General features: G+C 41.9%; 23 protein-coding genes. 13 read left to right on the forward strand and 10 right to left on the reverse strand.

Annotation, left to right across the window (positions count from 1 at the left end):
• Positions 1-42: 42 nt before the first annotated feature.
• Together SYN7509_RS0219870 and SYN7509_RS0219875 are read right to left on the reverse strand one after the other, a co-directional pair.
• On the reverse strand, positions 43-1,521 hold the full coding sequence (locus SYN7509_RS0219870; RefSeq protein ID WP_009631481.1) for a UDP-N-acetylmuramoyl-L-alanyl-D-glutamate--2,6-diaminopimelate ligase: 1,479 nt from the start codon (positions 1,519-1,521) through the stop codon (positions 43-45).
• Between the two features lie 12 nt (positions 1,522-1,533).
• Positions 1,534-1,803 (reverse strand): glutaredoxin family protein, encoded by a 270-nt coding sequence (locus SYN7509_RS0219875; RefSeq protein ID WP_255327319.1) that lies wholly within the window; start codon positions 1,801-1,803, stop codon positions 1,534-1,536.
• Positions 1,804-1,900: 97 nt separating this feature from the next.
• Between SYN7509_RS0219875 and cysH the strand changes: the two genes are divergently transcribed.
• Together cysH and sbcD are read left to right on the forward strand one after the other, a co-directional pair.
• A complete protein-coding gene (gene cysH, locus SYN7509_RS0219880) occupies positions 1,901-2,623 on the forward strand; it encodes a phosphoadenosine phosphosulfate reductase (RefSeq protein ID WP_009631483.1) in 723 nt (240 codons plus the stop codon).
• Between the two features lie 46 nt (positions 2,624-2,669).
• Entirely contained in the window at positions 2,670-3,959 is a 1,290-nt protein-coding gene (sbcD, locus tag SYN7509_RS0219885; protein ID WP_009631484.1) for an exonuclease subunit SbcD, read from the forward strand.
• A 7-nt stretch (positions 3,960-3,966) separates the two neighbouring features.
• Here the strand turns inward: sbcD and SYN7509_RS0219890 are convergent, their stop codons facing one another.
• Together SYN7509_RS0219890 and SYN7509_RS0219895 are read right to left on the reverse strand one after the other, a co-directional pair.
• Positions 3,967-4,581, reverse strand: coding sequence for a hypothetical protein (locus SYN7509_RS0219890; protein ID WP_009631485.1), 615 nt, complete (start codon positions 4,579-4,581; stop codon positions 3,967-3,969).
• Between the two features lie 22 nt (positions 4,582-4,603).
• Positions 4,604-4,801 (reverse strand): hypothetical protein, encoded by a 198-nt coding sequence (locus SYN7509_RS0219895; protein WP_009631486.1) that lies wholly within the window; start codon positions 4,799-4,801, stop codon positions 4,604-4,606.
• Between the two features lie 114 nt (positions 4,802-4,915).
• Between SYN7509_RS0219895 and tpiA the strand changes: the two genes are divergently transcribed.
• Both tpiA and folP read left to right on the forward strand, forming a co-directional pair.
• Positions 4,916-5,641 (forward strand): triose-phosphate isomerase, encoded by a 726-nt coding sequence (tpiA, locus tag SYN7509_RS0219900; protein WP_028954456.1) that lies wholly within the window; start codon positions 4,916-4,918, stop codon positions 5,639-5,641.
• Between the two features lie 3 nt (positions 5,642-5,644).
• Positions 5,645-6,493: a dihydropteroate synthase gene (gene folP, locus SYN7509_RS0219905; RefSeq protein WP_009631488.1), complete on the forward strand. Its 849-nt coding sequence runs from the start codon at positions 5,645-5,647 to the stop codon at positions 6,491-6,493.
• Here folP and rpiA read toward each other — a convergent pair.
• Positions 6,490-7,194 carry a ribose-5-phosphate isomerase RpiA gene (gene rpiA, locus SYN7509_RS0219910; RefSeq protein WP_009631489.1) on the reverse strand — a complete coding sequence of 235 codons (705 nt, stop codon included), beginning with the start codon at positions 7,192-7,194 and terminating at the stop codon, positions 6,490-6,492. The two genes, folP and rpiA, sit on opposite strands and share 4 nt — an antisense overlap.
• Before the next feature lie 100 nt (positions 7,195-7,294).
• Between rpiA and SYN7509_RS0219915 the strand changes: the two genes are divergently transcribed.
• The 4 genes from SYN7509_RS0219915 to ndhD1 all read left to right on the forward strand — a co-directional run bounded on the left by SYN7509_RS0219915 (position 7,295) and on the right by ndhD1 (position 12,470).
• A complete protein-coding gene (locus SYN7509_RS0219915) occupies positions 7,295-8,011 on the forward strand; it encodes an NnrU family protein (protein ID WP_009631490.1) in 717 nt (238 codons plus the stop codon).
• Positions 8,012-8,244: 233 nt separating this feature from the next.
• A complete protein-coding gene (locus tag SYN7509_RS0219920) occupies positions 8,245-8,628 on the forward strand; it encodes a thioredoxin family protein (protein ID WP_009631491.1) in 384 nt (127 codons plus the stop codon).
• Positions 8,629-8,778: 150 nt separating this feature from the next.
• A complete protein-coding gene (locus SYN7509_RS0219925; RefSeq protein ID WP_009631492.1) occupies positions 8,779-10,839 on the forward strand; it encodes an NAD(P)H-quinone oxidoreductase subunit 5 in 2,061 nt (686 codons plus the stop codon).
• Between the two features lie 56 nt (positions 10,840-10,895).
• Entirely contained in the window at positions 10,896-12,470 is a 1,575-nt protein-coding gene (gene ndhD1, locus SYN7509_RS0219930) for a photosynthetic/respiratory NAD(P)H-quinone oxidoreductase subunit D1 (protein ID WP_009631493.1), read from the forward strand.
• Between the two features lie 208 nt (positions 12,471-12,678).
• Here ndhD1 and SYN7509_RS0219935 read toward each other — a convergent pair whose 3' ends face one another.
• Together SYN7509_RS0219935 and SYN7509_RS0219940 are read right to left on the reverse strand one after the other, a co-directional pair.
• A complete protein-coding gene (locus SYN7509_RS0219935; RefSeq protein WP_009631494.1) occupies positions 12,679-12,876 on the reverse strand; it encodes a hypothetical protein in 198 nt (65 codons plus the stop codon).
• A gap of 67 nt (positions 12,877-12,943) precedes the next feature.
• The gene (locus SYN7509_RS0219940) at positions 12,944-14,323 is read right to left on the reverse strand and encodes a metal-dependent hydrolase family protein (RefSeq protein ID WP_009631495.1); all 1,380 of its coding nucleotides are present in this window, start codon (positions 14,321-14,323) and stop codon (positions 12,944-12,946) included.
• 532 nt (positions 14,324-14,855) lie between these two features.
• On the opposite strand from SYN7509_RS0219940, the gene SYN7509_RS0219945 reads away from it, so the two are divergent.
• On the forward strand, positions 14,856-15,095 hold the full coding sequence (locus SYN7509_RS0219945; protein WP_009631496.1) for a hypothetical protein: 240 nt from the start codon (positions 14,856-14,858) through the stop codon (positions 15,093-15,095).
• Positions 15,096-15,275: 180 nt separating this feature from the next.
• Positions 15,276-16,040, forward strand: coding sequence for an aquaporin Z (gene aqpZ / locus SYN7509_RS0219950; protein WP_369792316.1), 765 nt, complete (start codon positions 15,276-15,278; stop codon positions 16,038-16,040).
• Positions 16,041-16,126: 86 nt separating this feature from the next.
• On the opposite strand, the gene SYN7509_RS0219955 is transcribed toward aqpZ, so the two are convergent.
• Positions 16,127-16,573, reverse strand: coding sequence for a hypothetical protein (locus SYN7509_RS0219955; RefSeq protein ID WP_009631498.1), 447 nt, complete (start codon positions 16,571-16,573; stop codon positions 16,127-16,129).
• Positions 16,574-16,791: 218 nt separating this feature from the next.
• On the opposite strand from SYN7509_RS0219955, the gene SYN7509_RS0219960 reads away from it, so the two are divergent.
• Complete coding sequence (locus SYN7509_RS0219960; protein ID WP_028954457.1) at positions 16,792-17,619, forward strand: ISL3 family transposase; 828 nt, start codon at positions 16,792-16,794, stop codon at positions 17,617-17,619.
• Positions 17,620-17,623: 4 nt separating this feature from the next.
• On the opposite strand, the gene SYN7509_RS0219965 is transcribed toward SYN7509_RS0219960, so the two are convergent.
• Both SYN7509_RS0219965 and SYN7509_RS0219970 read right to left on the reverse strand, forming a co-directional pair.
• Complete coding sequence (locus SYN7509_RS0219965; RefSeq protein WP_009631414.1) at positions 17,624-17,872, reverse strand: GUN4 domain-containing protein; 249 nt, start codon at positions 17,870-17,872, stop codon at positions 17,624-17,626.
• Between the two features lie 123 nt (positions 17,873-17,995).
• Positions 17,996-18,226 carry a helix-turn-helix domain-containing protein gene (locus tag SYN7509_RS0219970; RefSeq protein WP_227501515.1) on the reverse strand — a complete coding sequence of 77 codons (231 nt, stop codon included), beginning with the start codon at positions 18,224-18,226 and terminating at the stop codon, positions 17,996-17,998.
• 58 nt (positions 18,227-18,284) lie between these two features.
• On the opposite strand from SYN7509_RS0219970, the gene SYN7509_RS26490 reads away from it, so the two are divergent.
• Entirely contained in the window at positions 18,285-18,740 is a 456-nt protein-coding gene (locus tag SYN7509_RS26490; protein WP_009631416.1) for a hypothetical protein, read from the forward strand.
• A 194-nt stretch (positions 18,741-18,934) separates the two neighbouring features.
• Positions 18,935-20,725, forward strand: a complete 1,791-nt coding sequence (gene typA / locus SYN7509_RS0219980) for a translational GTPase TypA (protein ID WP_009631417.1) — start codon at positions 18,935-18,937, stop codon at positions 20,723-20,725.
• Positions 20,726-20,783: the final 58 nt, after the last annotated feature.

Below are 20,783 nucleotides of genomic sequence, written 5' to 3' on the forward strand. Positions count from 1 at the left end.
GATAATTTCAATGACCAATTCCAAATCTCTTACAAGTCCCTTTTAGCCCAAACGTTTAATTAGGGCGTTTTTGGCTTGTTCGCGATCGTCAAAGTGAATTTTTTCTGTACCAAGGATTTGATAATCTTCGTGACCTTTTCCGGCAATTAGTACGCCATCGCCGGGTTTGGCTTGCAGTATAGCGTCTTCAATTGCCGCCGCGCGATCGCTTATTACTATTGGTTTAATCGTTGCAGGTATACCCGCTAAAATATCTTGCAATATTTGTTCGGGGTTTTCGGTACGGGGATTATCGGAAGTTACAACCGCAACATCGGCAAGTTCGGCGGCGATTTTGCCCATTTTAGGGCGTTTGGTGCGATCTCTGTCGCCTCCACATCCAAATACACAAATCATTTTACCGCTAATAAATGGACGAGCAGCAAGAAGTAAGTTTTCTAGACTGTCGGGGGTATGTGCGTAATCTACAATTGTGCTGATGTCTTGGTTTGGGGAGATTTGCACTCTTTCCATGCGTCCGGGTACGCCAGGAAAATTAGGTAATGCTTGAGCAATTAATTCTAAATCTACGCCTAAATGTAAGGCTGTCCCTACGGCGGCTAGAAGGTTGGCTAAGTTGTATTGTCCGACTAAAGGCGATTCAAAAGCAATGTCACCTTTGGGCGTGTGGAGAGTGCCGCTAACCCCCGATGATTGGTATTTTAAGTCGGTAGTATATAAGTCTGCCGTGCGATCGCTCACACTGTAACGCCATACTGGAGATTGTATTTGGTTAATTAGGCGATCGCTTATTGGATCGTCAATATTAATTATCGCTAATCCTTGCAGATATTCAGGGCTAAATAACAAAGCTTTGGCGCTAAAATAATCCTCCATATCTTTGTGATAATCAAGGTGGTCTTGAGTCAAGTTAGTAAACACTGCAACATCAAATTCGCAGCTTTTTACCCTTCCTTGCGCCAAAGCGTGAGAACTAACTTCCATAATGCCAAACTTACAGCCAGCATCTCGCGCTTCGGCAAATTGTTGTTGCAATTCCACCGCAAAAGGTGTTGTATGCGCCGCAGTTTTTTCAAAACCCGCCCAACGAGTGTAAAGCGTACCCATTAAGGCGGTAGATAAATGCGCCTCTGTGAGGAAATATTCGATTAAATGGGTGGTGGTAGTCTTGCCATTAGTCCCAGTAATGCCGACAAGTTGCATTTGTTTGGTGGGATGAGCGTAAAAAGCTGCTGCTACTGCCGCGCAAGCAGATACCATGTCTGTAGCGCCAATTAAACAAGGGTTAGCTGCATCGTTAGCAATGGGAACGGAAACTATAGCCGCTATTGCCCCTGATGCGATCGCGCTTGACCAAAATTCGCCCCCATCCACGCGCGTTCCAGGCATTCCAATAAATAAATCTCCCGGTTGACAAGCATGAGAATTAGTCGTTAAACCTTTTACTTCTTTCTCCATTGCTGGATGTTCGGGCGATAGGGAAATACCGCTAACTTGAGCTAACAATTTGCCTAATTTCATATCAATTAAACCTCACTGGGCTGATTGTCCATCAATCGATAAATATTTCTGTAACATTTGTTGCACCTGCATTGTACTAGCGCGAGGCGAAGGACGTGGTAAAAGTTGTTCCTTATCCGCCGACAGCTTACAAATTACCGGAACTTCGTATTGATAGACATTAAACCAGTCTGGGCGGGTAGTAATATCACGAATTTCTAAGTCAAAATTTAGATTAGAGCGAATTTGCTGTAATTTTTCTGCCAATCCTTCGCACAAGTGGCAACCCGGTTTGCTGTACATAATTAATTGCATTGTCAACCGCCGATTGTAAAAATACTACACTTCCTAGATAGGGGCATATTTCGATATTCTGGAATAAGAAGTAACAAAAATAATTATGATTTCCATCGAATCGCCCAACCTAACCGCCAAATTTGATTTAGCTGAACTGAACCAAAAATACAACACCGCCCATCCACAAGATGTTTTAGCTTGGTGTGTTGAAAATATTCCCACTGGATTAGTTCAAGCCAGCGCTTTCAACGTAGACGATATAGTAATCACAGATATACTTTACCGCGACCTTAAGCACCCAGTTCCGGTAATATTTCTCGATACTTTGTACCACTTTCCCCAAACTTTAGAATTAGTAGGCAAAGTTAAAGAGTTATACAATGTAGACCTCAAAACATACAAAATGCCCGACCTTGATAGCCGGGAAGCTTTCACCGCCAAGTACGGAGACGCATTGTGGGACAAAGATATCAGCCAATTTCACCAAATCACCAAAATTGAACCCTTGCAACGGGGACTAGCGGAATTAAATACTACAGCTTGGATTACCGGACGGCGACGCGATCAAGCCAATACTCGCCAAGATATGCCTATATTTGAAGTAGATGGCAACCAGCGTCTTAAAGTCAACCCGATTGCTAGTTGGACGCGCAAAGAAACCTGGGCGTATGTATTTGAACACGGTGTTATCTACAATCCTTTGCATGACCAAGGCTATCCCAGCATTGGCGACGAACCGATTACAACCCAAGTGGGCGAAGGCGAAGACGAACGCGCCGGACGCTGGCGGGGAATGGGTAAAACTGAATGTGGTATTCACATCTAAAACCTTTCTATTTCTACAACCTCGTACTTGGTACGGTAAGTTATAAATGCTAAAAATCCTCCATCTGTCTGATATCCACATGGGAAGCGGCTTTACTCACGGTAAGCTTAACCCCGAAACGGGTTTAAATACACGTTTGGAGGATTTTGTTAGTACGTTGACTAAATGTATTGACTACGCTTTAGCCGAGCCAGTAGACTTAGTATTATTTGGCGGCGATGCTTTTCCCGATGCGACACCGCCGCCTTACGTACAAGAAAAGTTTGCTACGCAATTTCGCCGCTTAGTTGATGCCCAAATACCTACAGTGTTGCTAGTAGGCAATCATGACCAACATTCGCAAGGAATGGGCGGGGCAAGTTTATGTATTTATCGTACTTTAGGCGTACCAGGCTTTGTCGTGGGAGACAGATTAACAACCCATCTCATCCAAACTCGTAATGGTGCAGTTCAAGTAATGACGCTTCCTTGGCTGACTCGTTCAACCTTGCTAACCCGTCCTGAAACCGAAGGTTTATCAATTACCGATATCAACGATATGTTAATTGAACGCCTGCGAACAGCGATGGAAGGAGAAGTTCGCCGTTTAAATCCTGAAATCCCCACAGTGCTTTTAGGACACTTAATGATTGACAACGCTAATTTGGGCGCTGAACGCCTTTTAGCTGTAGGGAAAGGGTTCACTATCCCCTTATCGTTAATCACCCGTCCTTGCTTCGATTACGTGGCGCTAGGACACGTCCACCGCCACCAAAACTTAAATAAATCTAATGATCCTCCGGTAATTTATCCGGGTAGTATTGAGCGCGTTGATTTTAGCGAAGAAAAAGAAGATAAAGGCTATGTCAAGGTTGCTTTAGAAAAGGGGAAAGTAGAGTGGGAATTTTGCGCTTTGCAAGTTCGGAAGTTTCAGACGATTAAAGTAGATATATCTAAAGCTACTGAACCTCACGAACAATTGATGAAAGCGATCGCCAAGCATAATATTGAAGATGCGGTAGTTCGGCTAATTTATCAACTTGGCTCAGAGCAAATAGATAAAATTGATAATTCTGCTATTCATAGCGCCCTTAGTACAGCGCACAGTTATACAATTCAACCAGAATTAATTAGTCAGTTAGCTAGACCCCGTTTGCCAGAATTAGGAGCAAGTAGTGCGATCGACCCAATGGAAGCATTAACAGCTTACATAAATAATCGCCAAGACCTCAAAGAAATATCTGGTTTAATGATGGAAGCCGCCCACAAACTGCTATCGGCAAAAACTGAAGAAGTTTGGCTTGATACAAGTGAACCTACAGCTATTAACCCAAGTGGTCAGTTAAGGTTGCTGTAGTTATCAATCAACAAGATGCAATTAATATCACTTCATTATGCTCGTCTGCGGCAAGATACAAATCTTTCAACTCCTCTAATTGCTCAAAATACCAATCTTCATTTTTTGCAAACAGTGTTTTGGGATCGATTTGTCGAAAAATACTAGCTCCTTCTCTAACTAGCTCACGAGATATAAGTCCTAAGGAATCTCCTTCTGATAATAAATCTGGGGCAAAAGTGCGATCGCCAAACAGGAGTTTTTGAACCATCTCCTCAGCATTAGCAACTTGTCTTGTTGTAAGTTCCTGTACTAAACGTTGTTCAATCTCGTTTACGGATTTCTCTAGCATTGCTGTTCGATCTTCAATTCCTGGAAAAGCTTGCCGAGTAAGGGTCAACTGGGAACGAAATTCAGCTATTACCCGATCTAATTCTACTTGTGACTCAAATATCTCTGGATATACTTCACAAACATTTTCAAGAACTTCATCACTTTCATCAGGTTCATCCTCAAAATAGCAAAAAATGCCGTTGCCATAGGGAAAAAGCCAACTTAAAAGGGTGGCGAATGCTTTGTCACTTTGAAGGCGTGAATATAGTTCGCTACTAGGAGGAATTGCGCTATAAAGTATATCAACCATAAGTTACACTCACTAATTACCATCATGCCAAACGTCGGTAGAGTTCAGCATTTTTGTTTAGTACATAATTTGCTGCATCAGTAAAATCACTTTTGGCAGAAGTTAGCAAATCTTCTACACTTGCACGTAACAAGGCTTCTGGCGGTATTCCGTGTATTTTGGCTAGATCCTGTAGCTTTTGTAATTGGCTTTCAGAGATATCAATAGTTATCGAAGCCATATTTACCAATCTCCTGCTATTTCTAAGTAGAGTCTAACATCGACCACTGACAGTCAAACTGTCCCCCTTAAGCTTTAAACTGGAGTTTACGATCGCCCATTAGTTGAGTTAGCTGTGCGGAAAATTGTTATTGCCGGAAATTGGAAAATGTTTAAAACTCAGGCAGAGTCCCTAGAGTTTTTACAAGGATTTATGCCTAGTTTGGAGCATACCCCAGAAGATCGGGAAGTTGTATTATGCGTTCCTTTTACTGACCTAAATCAGCTATCAAAAAACCTGCACGGTAGCCGCATTCAGCTAGGCGCTCAAAATGTCCACTGGGAAAATAGCGGCGCTTATACTGGGGAAATTTCTGGGGAGATGTTGGCAGAGATTGGCACTCGTTACGTTATTGTGGGTCACAGCGAACGGCGACAGTATTTTGGCGAAACAGACGAAACTGTCAATAAACGGCTATTGGCGGCTCAAAAATACGAGCTTACGCCGATTTTGTGCGTAGGGGAAACTAAGCAACAAAGAGACGCGGGAGAAATTGAAAGCACTGTTATTAACCAGCTAAAGCTAGGTTTAGTAGGTGTAGACCAAAATAATTTAGTTATTGCTTACGAACCAATATGGGCAATTGGTACAGGGGATACCTGCGAAGCAATTGAAGCTAATCGAGTAATTGGTTTAATTCGTTCTCAATTGAGCAATCCTAACGTTTCAATTCAGTATGGCGGCTCAGTAAAGCCTAGTAATATTGATGAAATTATGGCGCAACCAGAAATAGATGGGGCTTTAGTTGGTGGTGCGAGTTTAGAACCCGATAGTTTTGCACAGTTGGTTAATTATAAATAGCTAATGATTGTTCCAGGTTGGGAAATTTGCGATCGCTCTTTTGATTGGGGAAAACGTACCTATTTAATGGGAGTAGTTAATGTCACCCCTGATAGCTTTAGCGATGGTGGAGAATTTGCTACACCAAAAGCCGCTTTAGCGCAGGCTCAGAGGCTTGTAGAAGCTGGCGCAGACATAATTGATATTGGCGGACAATCGACGCGACCGGGAGCGGTGCAGATATCTGTAGAAGAAGAATTAGAGCGGGTGCTGTCAGTAATAGAAGTGTTACGCAAAGAGATTACTATCCCTATTTCTGTAGATACAACCCGCGCTGTGGTGGCGGTTTCTGCTGTTGCTGCGGGAGCGGATATAGTTAATGACATCTCTGGCGGTACTTTTGACCCCGATATGCTGACAACGGTTGCTAACTTAGACGTACCTACTGTTTTGATGCACTTGCGCGGTACGCCGGAAACTATGCAGCAAAGGACTGATTATGAAAATCTGTTAGGGGAAATGTATCAGTTTTTAGAGCGTCAAATTGAAAGTGCGATCGCTTGTGGTGTAAATCCTTCTAAAATCATTATCGATCCGGGCATTGGTTTTGCCAAAAATCAGCAGCAAAATCTAGAAATTCTGCGAAACCTAGGGTTTTTTAAATCTCTCCATTGTCCGATTTTAGTAGGTGCATCACGCAAAAGCTTTATTGGACGCATTCTCAATAAGCCAGACCCTAAAGATCGTGTCTGGGGAACCGCCGCCGCTTGTTGTGCGGCGATTTCGACGGGTGCGGATATTTTACGAGTTCACGATGTAGCCCAAATGCGCGATGTCTGCCGCGTTGCCGATGCTATATTTAGGCAAACTTAAAGTTCTCTGACTTTTGGTTGTCCGTCCACAATTTCGCCAATTAAAACTAAGTCAGTAACGCCGACAAATATACCGTTTTCTAGCACTCCGGGGATATTGTTTAAGGTTTTTTCTAAATCGGCGGGGTCGTCTATAGAGTCAAATCTGACATCAATTACCATATTGCCTTGATCGGTGATTACTGGGCCAGCTTTTCTAATTCCCATCCGCAACTCTGGCTTTCCGCCTAACTTTTCAATTGCTCTCATCACGGGAGACAGCGCCATCGGTATAACTTCTACAGGGACGGGAAAGCTAGAACCTAGACGATCTACTATTTTAGAGCTATCAACTACAACAATAAATTCTTTGGCTAAATAGTCTACAACTTTTTCGCGGGTATGCGCCGCACCACCGCCTTTAATTAAGTTTTTGTGTGGATCTACTTCATCTGCGCCATCAATGGCTATATCAATATGGTCTACCGCGTCTAGAGTAGTTAACGGGATACCATACTGTTTTGCCAAAACCTCTGATTGAAAAGAGGTAGGAATCCCAACAATGTTTGTTAGTACGCCAGATTTGAGAAATTCACCTAGAAATTGAATTGTATAAGCGGTAGTTGAACCCGTACCTAACCCCACAATAGAATTTGACTTGACGCGCTGTGCTGCGGCTTTACCGACTTGTTCTTTCATCAACTTAGCTAAATCTTCTGTCATACCAAACCCTTTATAAATGACGTGTCTAGTATATATTTGCGCGGTGGGTATAGATTAGAGAAGACAAGAAATTTAGATTGTAAGCCGCGAAAGTTAGTACATGAGTTTACCTGTTTGGTTGACACCCAGCCATTTTATTATTTTGGGTCTTTTACTTGGATTTGCGATCGCCCACAGTGGTCTAGCAGCTTTACGAACATCAGTTGAAAAGCTTATTGGCGCTCGGTTTTATAGGGTTATTTTTGCTTTAGTTAGTCTACCGTTAGCTGTAATATTAGTTATCTATTTTTTTAACCATCGCTACGATGGCGCTCAACTTTGGCAAGTCCAAGGAGTTCCCGGTGTGGGAAACTTTGTTTGGATAGTGTCAGCGATTTCTTTTTTGTTTCTTTATCCAGCAACCTTTAATTTGCTAGAGATTGCGGCGATTCAAAAGCCCGAAGTCCATTTATTTGAAACGGGAATTATCCGCATTACTCGCCATCCACAAATGGTGGGACAAGTCTTGTGGTGTATAGCTCATACTCTATGGATTGGGACGAGTTTTACTTTAGTTACGTCTATTGGCTTAGTATTACATCACTTGTTTGGAGTTTGGCATGGCGATCGCCGTTTAGCATCCCGCTATGGTGAAGCTTTTGAAAAAGTTAAGTCTCGCACTTCTATCGTGCCTTTTTTAGCGATGCTGCGCGGACAACAGACTTTAAAAATTTCTGAATTTATTCGCCCGTCTTATCTAGGTGTCGCGATCTTTATCATTGCTTTATGGTACTCTCACCCGCTTTTAATTAGCTCAACAAGCCACGTTGATTGGTAAGAAACACTTTTTTGTACAACTGCTCGTTAACTTTACAGACAACGATCCCAAAGATATAATGTTTTTTTGCAAAATTGCTCGTTAGTGTTACAGACATTGATCCCAGATAGATGTAGCATGATCCACAATAGGTTATCAGTCAAAAGCAGTGGGTAGTAATGCCATTAATGTCAATTCAAAACTGACAACTGCAATCAAACAATAAATATCTATAAATTTAAGGTCAAAAGCTTATGGTGTTGTTAGTTAGCGATCGCACGTTTGAGCAAGAAGTATTAGCATCACCCATTCCGGTTTTAGTCAATTTTGGTGCGCCTTGGTGTGGTTTATGCCACCTGATTCAGCCGCTATTATTGCAATTTCATAGCCAATACAATAGTCAGATTAAACTGGTAAAAGTCAATGCTGATGAGAACTTCAAGCTCTCCAACACCTATCGACTGAAGACTCTACCTACCTTACTTTTAGTTGAAAATGGTCAAGTACGCGATCGCCTTGAGGGTTTTCATAACCCCAATGATTTACGGTTGATTCTAGAAGATATCAAGATTAGCTATTCGCAACCGCTAAATAACTCTTTAAAAACTGACAATTGGCAACATCGGCGTTCGGCTTAACTAAGTCAAGCTTTCTTATAAATTTGGTGTTTTTAACAATTGTCCCGCTCGGATTCCTTCGGGTGGGATATTTTATGACAAAACCTATATGTTACAACTATTAACAGTTTGCTCAATACCAATACAAAACTCTTAAAGTAGTCGTCAGTGATGGAAACAATCTATCAATATGCCTGGCTAATTCCAGTATTACCTCTTTTGGGGGCAATGCTAGTCGGTCTGGGGTTAATATCAGTAAGCGAGGTGACAAACCGCTTGCGACAGCTAAACGCTGTATTCATTGTCTCGTTACTTGGTGGGGCGATGGCGCTCTCTATTGCCTTGCTGTGGAGTCAAATTAACGGACATCCAACTTATACCTATACGTTGGAATGGGCAGCAGCAGGAAACTTTCACCTCAATATGGGCTACACTATTGACCACCTAACAGCCCTAATGTTAGTAATCGTCACCACTGTAGCAATACTTGTCATGGTTTATACCGATGGCTACATGGCTCACGATGCTGGTTATGTAAGATTTTATGCGTATTTGAGCTTATTTAGCTCCTCAATGCTGGGTTTGGTAGTTAGTCCCAACTTAGTCCAAATCTACATTTTCTGGGAATTGGTAGGGATGTGTTCGTACTTACTTGTAGGTTTTTGGTACGATCGCAAACCCGCCGCCGATGCAGCCCAAAAAGCTTTTGTAGTCAACCGTGTAGGTGACTTTGGCTTATTGTTGGGGATTTTAGGGTTATTTTGGGCAACTGGAAGCTTTGAATTTGAAATAATGGGCGATCGCCTCCATGCTTTAGTAGAAGCAGGTTCGATTAGTAACTTTTTAGCGATCGTCCTAGCGATACTGGTATTCTTAGGACCGGCAGCTAAATCGGCGCAATTTCCCTTGCACGTTTGGCTACCCGATGCGATGGAAGGCCCAACCCCAATTTCCGCGCTGATTCACGCGGCGACAATGGTAGCGGCGGGAGTGTTTTTAATTGCCCGGATGTACCCAGTATTTGAAGGCGTACCCGCAGCGATGAATGTAATTGCTTATACAGGGGCATTTACAGCCTTTTTGGGGGCGACGATCGCTATTACCCAAAATGACATCAAAAAAGGCTTGGCTTACTCCACTATTTCCCAGCTTGGCTATATGGTAATGGCTATGGGAATTGGGGCTTATAGTGCGGGGTTATTTCACTTAATGACTCACGCTTACTTTAAGGCAATGCTATTTTTGGGTTCGGGTTCGGTAATTCATGGGATGGAATCGGTAGTAGGACACGATCCGGCTTTAGCGCAAGATATGCGAATGATGGGCGGATTGCGTAAATATATGCCCTTTACCTCCATTACCTTTTTAATTGGTTGCGTAGCTATTTCGGGTTTACCGCCTTTTGCTGGTTTTTGGTCAAAAGACGAGATTTTGGGACAAGCTTTTGCCGCCAACCCTTTACTATGGGCGATCGGCTGGGTGACGGCGGGAATTACGGCGTTTTATATGTTCCGTATGTACTTCAGCACCTTTGAAGGCTCTTTTCGCGGTAATGATGACAAAATTAAGCACGAACTCAAGGCGGGATCTAATGTCCTTACTCCCAATTTTGGGCCGGGGGCGATGGATACTAGAGAACTTGCAGCAGTTAGCCACGATACAGACCATCACCACAGCACTAGCCCCCATGAATCGCCCTGGACGATGACTTTACCATTAGTCGTTTTAGCGATTCCTTCGATGTTAATTGGGCTTGTAGGCACACCTTACGCTAATTATTTTGAGGAGTTTATACATCCTCCCAGTGAAAGTGCGATCGCCATTGCCGAAAAAGCAGCAGAATTTAACCAATCTGAGTTTTTTGTGATGGCGGGTAGTTCTGTAGGTATATCTTTAATTGGGATTACCTTAGCCTCGATGATGTACTTGTGGGGCAAAATTGACCCCAGTGCGATCGCCCAAAAATTTCCATCGCTTTACGCTCTATCTTTAAACAAGTGGTACTTTGACGAAGTATACGATCGCGTATTTGTGCAAGGATTGCGCCGATTAGCCCGTCAAGTTATGGAAGTTGATTTTCGCGTAGTTGATGGCGCTGTCAACCTTACAGGCTTCTTTACATTGGTTAGTGGCGAAGGGCTGAAATACTTAGAAAACGGTCGCGCCCAGTTCTACGCCTTGATTATATTTGCCGCCGTACTCGGTTTAGTAGTTGTTTTTGGAGTGACTTAGGAGGAGAGGAGTTAGGGAGTTGAAAGACGATATTTATCTCCCTTCTTCCAATAATCATGAATTTAGCAAATTTCCCTTGGCTGTCTACAATAATTCTCTTTCCGATAGCGGCATCGCTACTAATTCCGATCTTTCCCGATAAGCACATCCCAAAGATACGTTGGTACGCTTTAATTATCGGATTGATTGATTTTGCTTTAATTGTTTACGCTTTTGGTTCTCAGTACGACTTTGCTAATCCAAATTTGCAATTGGTAGAAAGTTATCCTTGGGTTCCGCAATTAGACTTAAACTGGTCGGTAGGCGTTGATGGTATATCAATGCCTTTAGTAATTTTGACGGGTTTTATTACTACGCTGGCAATTTTAGCCGCGTGGCCCGTCACTTTAAAACCAAAACTGTTTTACTTTTTGATTTTGGCAATGTATGGCGGTCAAATTGCGGTATTTGCCGTTCAAGATATGTTGCTATTTTTCCTAGTTTGGGAATTAGAACTTATCCCGGTTTACCTTTTACTAGCAATTTGGGGCGGTAAAAAGCGGCAGTATGCAGCCACAAAGTTTATTCTTTATACGGCTGGCGGTTCGCTGTTTATTTTAATTGCGGCTTTAACGATGGCGTTTTACGGCGATACAGTCACCTTTGATATGCAAGCGCTGGGGTTAAAAGATTACGCCCTTAATTTCCAGCTATTTATATACGCTGGTTTTTTAATTGCTTACGCTGTGAAGCTGCCGATTTTTCCACTGCATACATGGCTTCCCGACGCGCACGGAGAAGCTACAGCGCCCGTACATATGCTACTAGCTGGTATTCTCCTAAAAATGGGCGGTTATGCCTTAATTCGGATGAATGCCCAAATGTTACCCGATGCCCATGCTTATTTTGCCCCGGTGTTGGTAATTTTGGGGGTAGTAAACATTATCTACGCTGCTTTGACATCTTTTGCCCAACGTAATTTAAAGCGAAAAATTGCTTATTCCTCAATTTCTCACATGGGATTTGTACTAATTGGGATTGCCTCTTTTACCGATTTGGGTTTAAGTGGGGCAGTATTGCAAATGGTATCTCACGGATTAATTGGGGCGAGTTTGTTTTTCCTCGTTGGGGCAACTTACGATCGCACTCATACATTGATGCTAGATGAAATGGGTGGAGTGGGGCAAAAGATGCAGAAAATCTTTGCCATGTTTACAACCTGTTCGATGGCATCCTTAGCATTGCCAGGAATGAGCGGTTTTGTGGCGGAATTGATGATATTTGTAGGTTTTTCTAACAGTGATGCCTACGATCCAACTTTTAAAGCGATCGTGGTATTTTTGATGGCAGTGGGCGTAATTTTAACACCAATTTATCTGCTATCAATGTTGCGCGAAATCTTCTATGGACAAGAGAATCAAGAACTAATTTCTCACGAAGCCTTAATTGATGCCGAACCGCGAGAAGTGTTTATTGTTGCTTGTTTGCTTATACCAATTATTGGGATTGGTTTCTATCCCAAGTTACTAACTCAAGTGTATGACGCGACAACAATTCAGCTAACTCAAAGGCTGCGCGATTCTGTGCCAACTTTGGCACAAAAGTCTATACCTACTGTTTCTTATAGTGCGCCAGAACTTGGCGTGAGATAAAAACCAATTTAATAGTAATTTTTAGGCAGGTTTTTCACCTGCCTTTTTTTATATAGGTACAGAAAACTTGTAAGTTTCGCAAGCCCTTTAGTTGCATTCATGACTGTTTATTATAGATAGCGATCGCTTTTAGTTAAGCGCAAAGTGCAATCGCCTTCATCCTTCCCTAGATGCAGCCTGGTTTTTTCTAGCTGGAACTTTAGCAGTTTTAATTATTTAACCAAGTAGACTTGCCAACTACGTGGGAAGATGGCGATCGCGTTTGTTGGTATTGTTTAGCGACCGCAGACATTGCACCAGTCCCTAGCCAGAGTATCTGCTGGGGTAAATTGAGGTCTAATTGCGCCAGCGTATGCAGTAGGGCGGGAGTACAACAAGGACAAATCAATGGTTCGAGAGAAAACATGGCGATCGCTTCTTGAAATTTCTAGATTAAGTTAGTAGACCTACTGTTTGTTGAGGTCAACTTTCAATTAATTGATGGTATTTTTGTAAATCTTGCCATTTTTGACGATGACCTTGAAGTTCTTATCGTAATTTGCCACTACTGAAAGGTCGTTTAAAGGATTACCGTCTACCAGCAGCAAATCGGCGTAAGCGCCTTCTTCAATTACACCTAATTTGCCAGGGTAGGGGTTACGCGGCCCCGATAAGGCTAATAACTGGGCGTTGTCGTGGGTAATCAACTTCAGCGTTTCAAAAGGTGTCAGCCACTTCTGCAACTTGAGAATGTCTGCGTTCTGATTCTTATTCTGGGCAGGAACAAACAGAAAATCTGTTCCCCACGCGAGTTTGACGTTGTACTTTTTAGCCCATTTAAAGGCGTTATCCGTGCCTTCGACGACTTGACGTTTCTTCTCTCTTACTGCGTCGGTGGCGGTGGGGGGCGCTTCGTCCAACGCTTGCAAACTCAGCCATGTTCCTTTTTGCGCTAACAATTGCATGGTTGCTTCATCCACCAATTGCCCATGTTCGATACATTTTACCCCTGCTTGGATTGCTCGTCGCACCGCTCTATTGGTATAGGCGTGAACCGTGACATAAGTTCCCCAATCTTCCGCCGCTTGAACGGCCTCGGTTAGTTCGTCTAGGGTATATTGGGTTACGTCTAGAGGGTCGTAAACGGTGGCAGCCCCGCCGCCAGCCATGACTTTGATTTGAGAAGCTCCAAAACGGAGATTTTCGCGCGTAGCCGTCAGCACTTCATCTCTGCCATCGGCGATAAAGGTAGCGCCTAAAAGCTCTCCACGAGACACCTGACCACCAAACCGACGCGATCGCTCGTTTGGTAGCCTAGAGTCACCATGTCCAGAGGTTTGCGAAATTGTAGCTCCACTCGGATAGATGCGGAGACCAGAAATTGTTCCTTTATCAATGGCTGCTTTAACAGGAAACACGGGTCCACCCACATCTCGAACACTGGTAAAACCTCGCAATAACATTTGCTTTGCTTCCTCCTCTGCCCTTGCTTGGATTGTTTCAGGGGTTACTTTGGGATCGATTAAGTCCTTTTCGCTACTGGCACTCAGGACAATATGTACGTGGTTATCAATTAGTCCTGGCATTAATACGCGATCGCCTCCCTTAATTCTGGTCAAGCCAGCACTGGAGACGGAAGTAATGGGAGTTGTGGAAATTGTTTTAATTTTGTTATCGACTACTAAAACCTTTGATGGCGCAGAAAGTTGAGCAGAGGAGCCGTTGAAAATCCTGACATTTTCAAACAAAATGCTGGTGGGTTGCTGACTTGTACTTGTGGTGGGTGCTGAATTTTGAGCATAATTTAATTGTGTTGTAAGTACAAAAGTTCCTATCAGCAAAGCCGCTAATACGGTCGGCAAGCGAAATCGCATATATATGGCTCTCCTCTTTTGTCAGAATGCGTGTAAAACTTAATACTGAATTTGGGTCTAAGCGACTTTAATCCGAATATTTCTAACTTGTTATAGATGCTACATAATTTTTTACGACTTGTAATTTTGTTCAGTTAAGACAATTATCGAGATATCTGAAAATAGTTGCTATAAACGAGAATTCAATTAGCCCAAGATTGCGGTTAAGCAGAGGATACTAAGTTATTTGGCGATCGCGCCAAAACTTTTTACCTGTTTGTTCTAACTGCTACTTAGGTTTTGGATTGAAACTTCAACCTAGTTTTTGCAAAGGAGGTAATGTATCGCTTTTTTAACGCTTAAAGTCAAATATTAGACCTCCTGCGTAAATAATTATTTTGCCCCCCTAGCCCCCCAATTTTGGGGGTAACCGGATCTGAAGTCCCCCAGATTTGGGGGATTTAGGGGCTATCCGGGATTATTGCAAGAAGTCTATTGTCGGGTTGCAGATAACAGACTTATACTTAGCAGCGTAAATGAGTCGAGCAAGCAAATGAATATTTCACCTCGCAATCCTGACCCCGATTTAGCACCCACTCCTGAACCTTACGCAGATCCGAACACTGACCCCTACACCGATCCACACCCCAACCCTTACGTAGACCCTAATGTCGAACCTTATACCGATCCAAACCCTGAACCTTACGTAGACCCTAATGTTGAACCTTATACCGATCCCGAACCTGAACCTTACGTAGACCCTAATATAGGTCCCTATACAAATCCCAACTAAGAAGTAAGTTCATAGCCAATCTGTCATTTTTAAATGCTGCAATTAGGAATAGTGAATTTAAAAAACACTTGTGCCGATTTGAGCTAATAAAATATTTTGACTGATACCAGTTCTTAACTTTTTCCTGCTATAGTCTCAAGCAAAAGTATCTAACTAAGGAGTCTTCTCGGTATGCCTCTGATGAAACGTTGTTTGGCGGAATTAATTGGTACTTTCTGGCTGGTTTTTGGTGGCTGTGGTAGTGCAGTATTAGCCGCCACCTTCACTGCTGATAGCGTCAAAATTGGTGATAACACTTTATTTCCACTTGGGTTAGGGTTTGTCGGCGTATCTCTAGCCTTTGGACTTACGGTGCTGACAATGGCTTTTGCGATCGGACATATTTCTGGTTGTCATCTTAACCCAGCCGTATCTTTTGGGCTGTGGGCGGGTAAACGGTTTCCTGGCTCCGATTTGCTACCTTATATAGCCTCTCAAGTTGCTGGAGCAATTGTTGCTGGAGGAGTTATTTATTTAATTGCTAGTGGTAAAGAAGGTTTTGCCCTCTCTGGATCTAATCCTTTAGCAACTAACGGTTATGGCGCTCATTCTCCCGGTGGATACTCGTTCCTAGCTTGCCTGATTGCCGAGCTAGTATTAACATTTATGTTTCTAATAATTATCTTGGGTGCAACTGACCGCCGCGCACCTCAAGGATTAGCCCCGGTAGCAATTGGGCTAGCACTTACCTTGATTCACCTAATTAGTATTCCTGTAACCAATACCTCTGTTAATCCGGCTCGTAGCACGGGAGTTGCTCTATTTGCTGGTACAGAACTATTTGCTCAACTTTGGCTATTTTGGGTAGCACCAATTGTTGGCGCATTATTAGCAGGATTTCTTTACTCAGCAGTATTTGAAGAATCTACTTTGGAGGAGGCGCGACCCACTCCAGATTTAGCCTAGCTCCAGAATTTCGATTTTGGTTTACAGTTTCTGTCAATAGAATCACAGAATTTAAGGCAAAGTTATATAACTCTGCCTTAAATTTTTTAGTAAGCGTATACTGCGCCTGTTTTAGAAATATTGAGAACGTTAGAACCTTCATCTGTGGTAGGCACAACATTAACTCTTATAGAATTTTTTGTGACAGAAGTTTCATACTTCAATCTAGTATCATCTCCGGCTGAAGCTTGTGGGGAGGCATCATAAATAGCAATATTAACTGGCAATGTGGTGATTTTCATTTGGGCGATCGCGCCTACAGCTAATTTTTTTTCTCCACGTTCGTCTAAAAAGCTATAACTTAAAGGAAATTTTGTTTGGTTTACTAAAGTAACGGTAACGAGACTGTTGGAATTTACTCTAGCGATTGGTTGCCAATAACCAGGTTGATAAGTACGTGCAGGGGGATTTTGGGCTAAGACTGGTACGGTAAAACCGATAACTAGCGCTACTCCTGTAAACTTAATCATCTGACTTAAAGATAATATCTGCATAGTATGTTTCCTCACTCCAGTCTGGTTAATTCTTTAATACTATAGTTGATGTTGTCAGCTCTTCAATACTTGTTATGCTAAAAAATAAGCTAGAACCTAATAATCTATGAATAATTGTAAAAAGATATAGCTCTAAACCTTAACTAGCTTGACCTGTAGAGATTATTTCTTGTTTGCTGTAAACCTAGTAAATATAATTTTAGGTGAATTTTACAGCCATGATCAAGAAAAGAGGGATAAAAGTTATGACAGAGCTTCTAAATTTAAAAGGTGTATTAGTTACATCACAGCGTATTCATAATGGAATTGGTATTATCTTACAAACGGAATCAATAGAATCCTATAGCCTCTGTCCTCGTTGTTGTACAAAAAGCGAAAAGATACATCAAAACCATCGCCATATTATTAAAGATTTACCTTTTGGAGAGCAGCCAGTATTCTTAGAAATAAATAGACGACAATTTAAGTGTTCTAGGTGTCAAAAGCCATTTAGTGAAGAGTTGGATTATGTAGGAAAAAAGAGAACTTACACAAAACGATTAGCACAACAAATAATCCAAGAGGTTTTAGAAAACGATATTCACAGTGTAGCGTCAAAGGGTATAGTCACCACCGAAGAAATAGAACGGATGTTAAAAGATGCCTCATCAGAACTATGTGATTCAAAACCATCCAACTTAAAAAGACTTGGAATTGACGAAATTGCTCTAGTGTTAAAGCTCATAGAAGTTAAAGAAGTATCTCTGAGCTTGAAAGAAATGCACGAATTAAAAGAAAAAATCAGAAAAATATTTAATAAAACTGATGATTGGTATACAGGAGTTTTTAAAATAGGAATGTGGTTATCTAGAGCTAAAAAATACTTTCTTCGCAGCCACAATACTTTTATTGGCTGGTTTGATGAAATAATCGCTTACTTTGATAATGGAACAACAAGCGGTACTGTAGAAGGAATTAATAACAAACTTAAACTTATTAAACGCTCTGGATATGGATTCAGAAATTTTGATAACTTTAGGATTAGATGTTTGCTGAACTGGACTTAATTTATTAGTTTGGCATAACAATTACTGAAGAACCAATATTGTTTGTAAAATCAAGTATCAAGTTAATATCGTTTATTATAAAATCAATCCCTAAATTATAAATGTCTTGTCTATTTGCTGTCTCTGGATAAGTCAAAAAAAGCATAATTTTGTACGTTTCTATATCTGCTTTCCTCCACTTCTTTGCTACTAATAATTCTTGAAGCTTACGATATCTACAGTCTAATTCGGATATTAATTGATTTGTAGACATTAATAATTTTAGATTAGAAACATTGTGTTGATTTTGGTGTAATTAGTGCAAATATTTAATTAACGTAATTATAAATTAATTATTGAAGCTCGAAGATCGCACTTTATCCCATCAAAAAATTGCCTATTCCTGCACTACCTCAAACAAATCTTCTATCAATACATCAAAGGTTCTAGCTAATTTTTGCAAAGAAGTAACGTCTATTGTTGCAAGTCCCGGCGATTTTGCATAGTTTTTGACTGTAGTGTAGGGAATCCCCGAACGCTCTGAAACTTCTTTGATCGTCCATCCTTTTTCAGCAGCGTACTCCCGAATCCGCAACCTGACCAAGCCCATTGTTGACGAAAAGCCCAATATTGGTCTTTAATAATTTAATAGTTTAAAAAGCGATCGCCCGTGTCTGACCAACTAAGTGCGATCGCCTTACACAAACCCCATTTTATGGGACTTACCCAACAGGATACCAACAGAACACAAAGAAGCCAAGTATATTAATCCACTAGAGCGTTTTGTGACAGTGGAGGCGATCGCCTTACTATTAAAAGTGGATGCTGCTCAAATTAAATACATTCGCTGCTGGGCGCGTGTAGTCTTGGTAGTAGGGGTAAGATTTAGTAGATTTGTTAGTTATGCCGATTTACCGCCAATTGTAGCCGTAGAAGCGCCAAATACTGCCGATATTATCCGATGGCGATCGCGATGGAACAAAAATACTCGCCAAGCACCCCAGTTTTGGTTAGAATTTTATAAGCAAAAGTTTGAGCAGTCTGTTAGTGTTTACCAATTATACAATTGGGGAAAAATTGTAGGATTAATTAAAGTTTGGCTTATCGCTAGGAACACTGCAAAAATTGAGGCATTTTTATAGCGATACTAAAGCAGAACTAGAAAATGTATCGTTAATGGCAGCGTAGGAAAAAAAGCAGCCGTCAAACAAGATAGCTGTTTTGGGAGTAAATAAGCTACAATCTATTAAGGATTCTTTACAGATAGACAATTTTGGTAAGAACTCTGTTAAAGAACACCAGCCCTTATAAAAACTAAGTTCTTAGTCCTTAATTTATGACGATTCCCATTCGCAACGTTGCTATTATCGCTCACGTCGATCACGGCAAAACGACGCTCGTTGATGCTCTATTGAGACAATCTGGCATATTCCGAGAAGGGGAAGAAGTCATTGATTGCGTGATGGACTCCAATGCTCTAGAAAGAGAGCGGGGCATTACAATTTTGTCTAAAAATACCGCCGTTCGCTACAAAGACACGTTAGTTAATATTATCGATACTCCCGGACACGCTGATTTTGGCGGAGAAGTTGAGCGCGTACTAGGGATGGTAGATGGTTGCATCTTGATTGTAGATGCCAACGAAGGTCCTATGCCTCAAACTCGCTTTGTACTGAAAAAAGCTTTAGAAAAAGGACTACGCCCGATTGTAGTAGTCAATAAAATAGACCGACCTCAAGCTGACCCTCACGGTTCTGTTGATAAAGTATTAGATTTATTCTTAGAACTAGGCGCAGATGATGACCAGTGTGAGTTTCCTTACTTATTTGCGTCGGGACTTGCTGGCTACGCTAAAGACGATTTAGAGCATGAATCGGCGGATATGCAGCCGCTATTTAATGCGATTTTGCGCCACGTACCGCCACCGGTGGGCGATGTAAACAAGCCCTTGCAGTTGCAAGTAACAACTCTAGATTATTCCGACTATCTAGGACGCATCATTATCGGCAAAATCCACAATGGCGTAATTCGTTCTGGACAGCAAGCAGCTTTAATTGTTGAATCTGGGGCAATTGTTAAAGGTAAAATCAGCAAATTGATGGGCTTTGAAGGATTAAAGCGCATCGATTTAGAAGAAGCCACCGCCGGAAATATCGTTGCTGTAGCTGGTTTTGCCGAGGCAAATATTGGTGAAACCATTACTTGTCCCAACGATCCGCAAGCTTTGCCATTAATTAAAGTAGACGAACCAACATTGCAGATGACTTTCTCTGTAAATGATTCGCCTTTTGCGGGACAAGAAGGTAAATTAGTTACATCAAGACAAGTACGCGATCGCTTGTTTAGAGAATTAGAAACAAACGTTGCTTTGCGTGTCGAAGAAACCGATTCCCCAGACAAATTTTCAGTTTGCGGTAGAGGTGAATTACACTTAGGAATTTTAATTGAAACTATGCGCCGCGAAGGTTACGAGTTTCAAGTATCCCAGCCACAAGTTATTTACCGCGAAGTCAACGGACAACCTTGCGAACCTTACGAATGTTTGGTATTAGACGTACCAGAGGAAGGCGTAGGTAGCTGCATCGAACGTCTAGGACAGCGTAAAGGTGAAATGCAAGATATGCAGGTGGGTGGTAACGGACGCACGCAACTAGAATTTGTCATTCCCGCACGTGGATTAGTTGGTTTTAGGGGCGAATTTATGCGCCTAACTCGCGGTGATGGCATTATGAATCACAGCTTCTTAGATTATCGTCCTTTATCTGGCGATATTGAAGCCAGGCGTAATGGCGTGTTGATTTCCTTTGAAGAAGGGGTTTCTACTTTCTATGCGATGAAAAACGCTGAAGATCGAGGTATATTTTTCATTCACCCGACTACAAAAGTCTACAAAGGGATGATTGTCGGCGAACACAATCGCCCCCAAGACTTAGAACTAAATATCTGCAAAACCAAACAGCTAACAAACCATCGCGCGGCGGGTGGTGATGAATTGGTACAGTTGCAAACACCTGTGGATATGAGCCTAGAGAGAGCTTTAGAGTATATTGGCCCAGAGGAATTAGTGGAAGTAACTCCTAAATCTATTCGTCTGCGTAAAGTAAGTAAAAAGCTAGTTAAACGATAACTCTTGACTTAGCTGGTAGTCTATAAAGGTGGGTAATACCCACCTTTGTTGTAAGCAT

The sequence above is a fragment of the Synechocystis sp. PCC 7509 genome (genome assembly GCF_000332075.2).
Taxonomy (GTDB): domain Bacteria; phylum Cyanobacteriota; class Cyanobacteriia; order Cyanobacteriales; family Chroococcidiopsidaceae; genus Aliterella.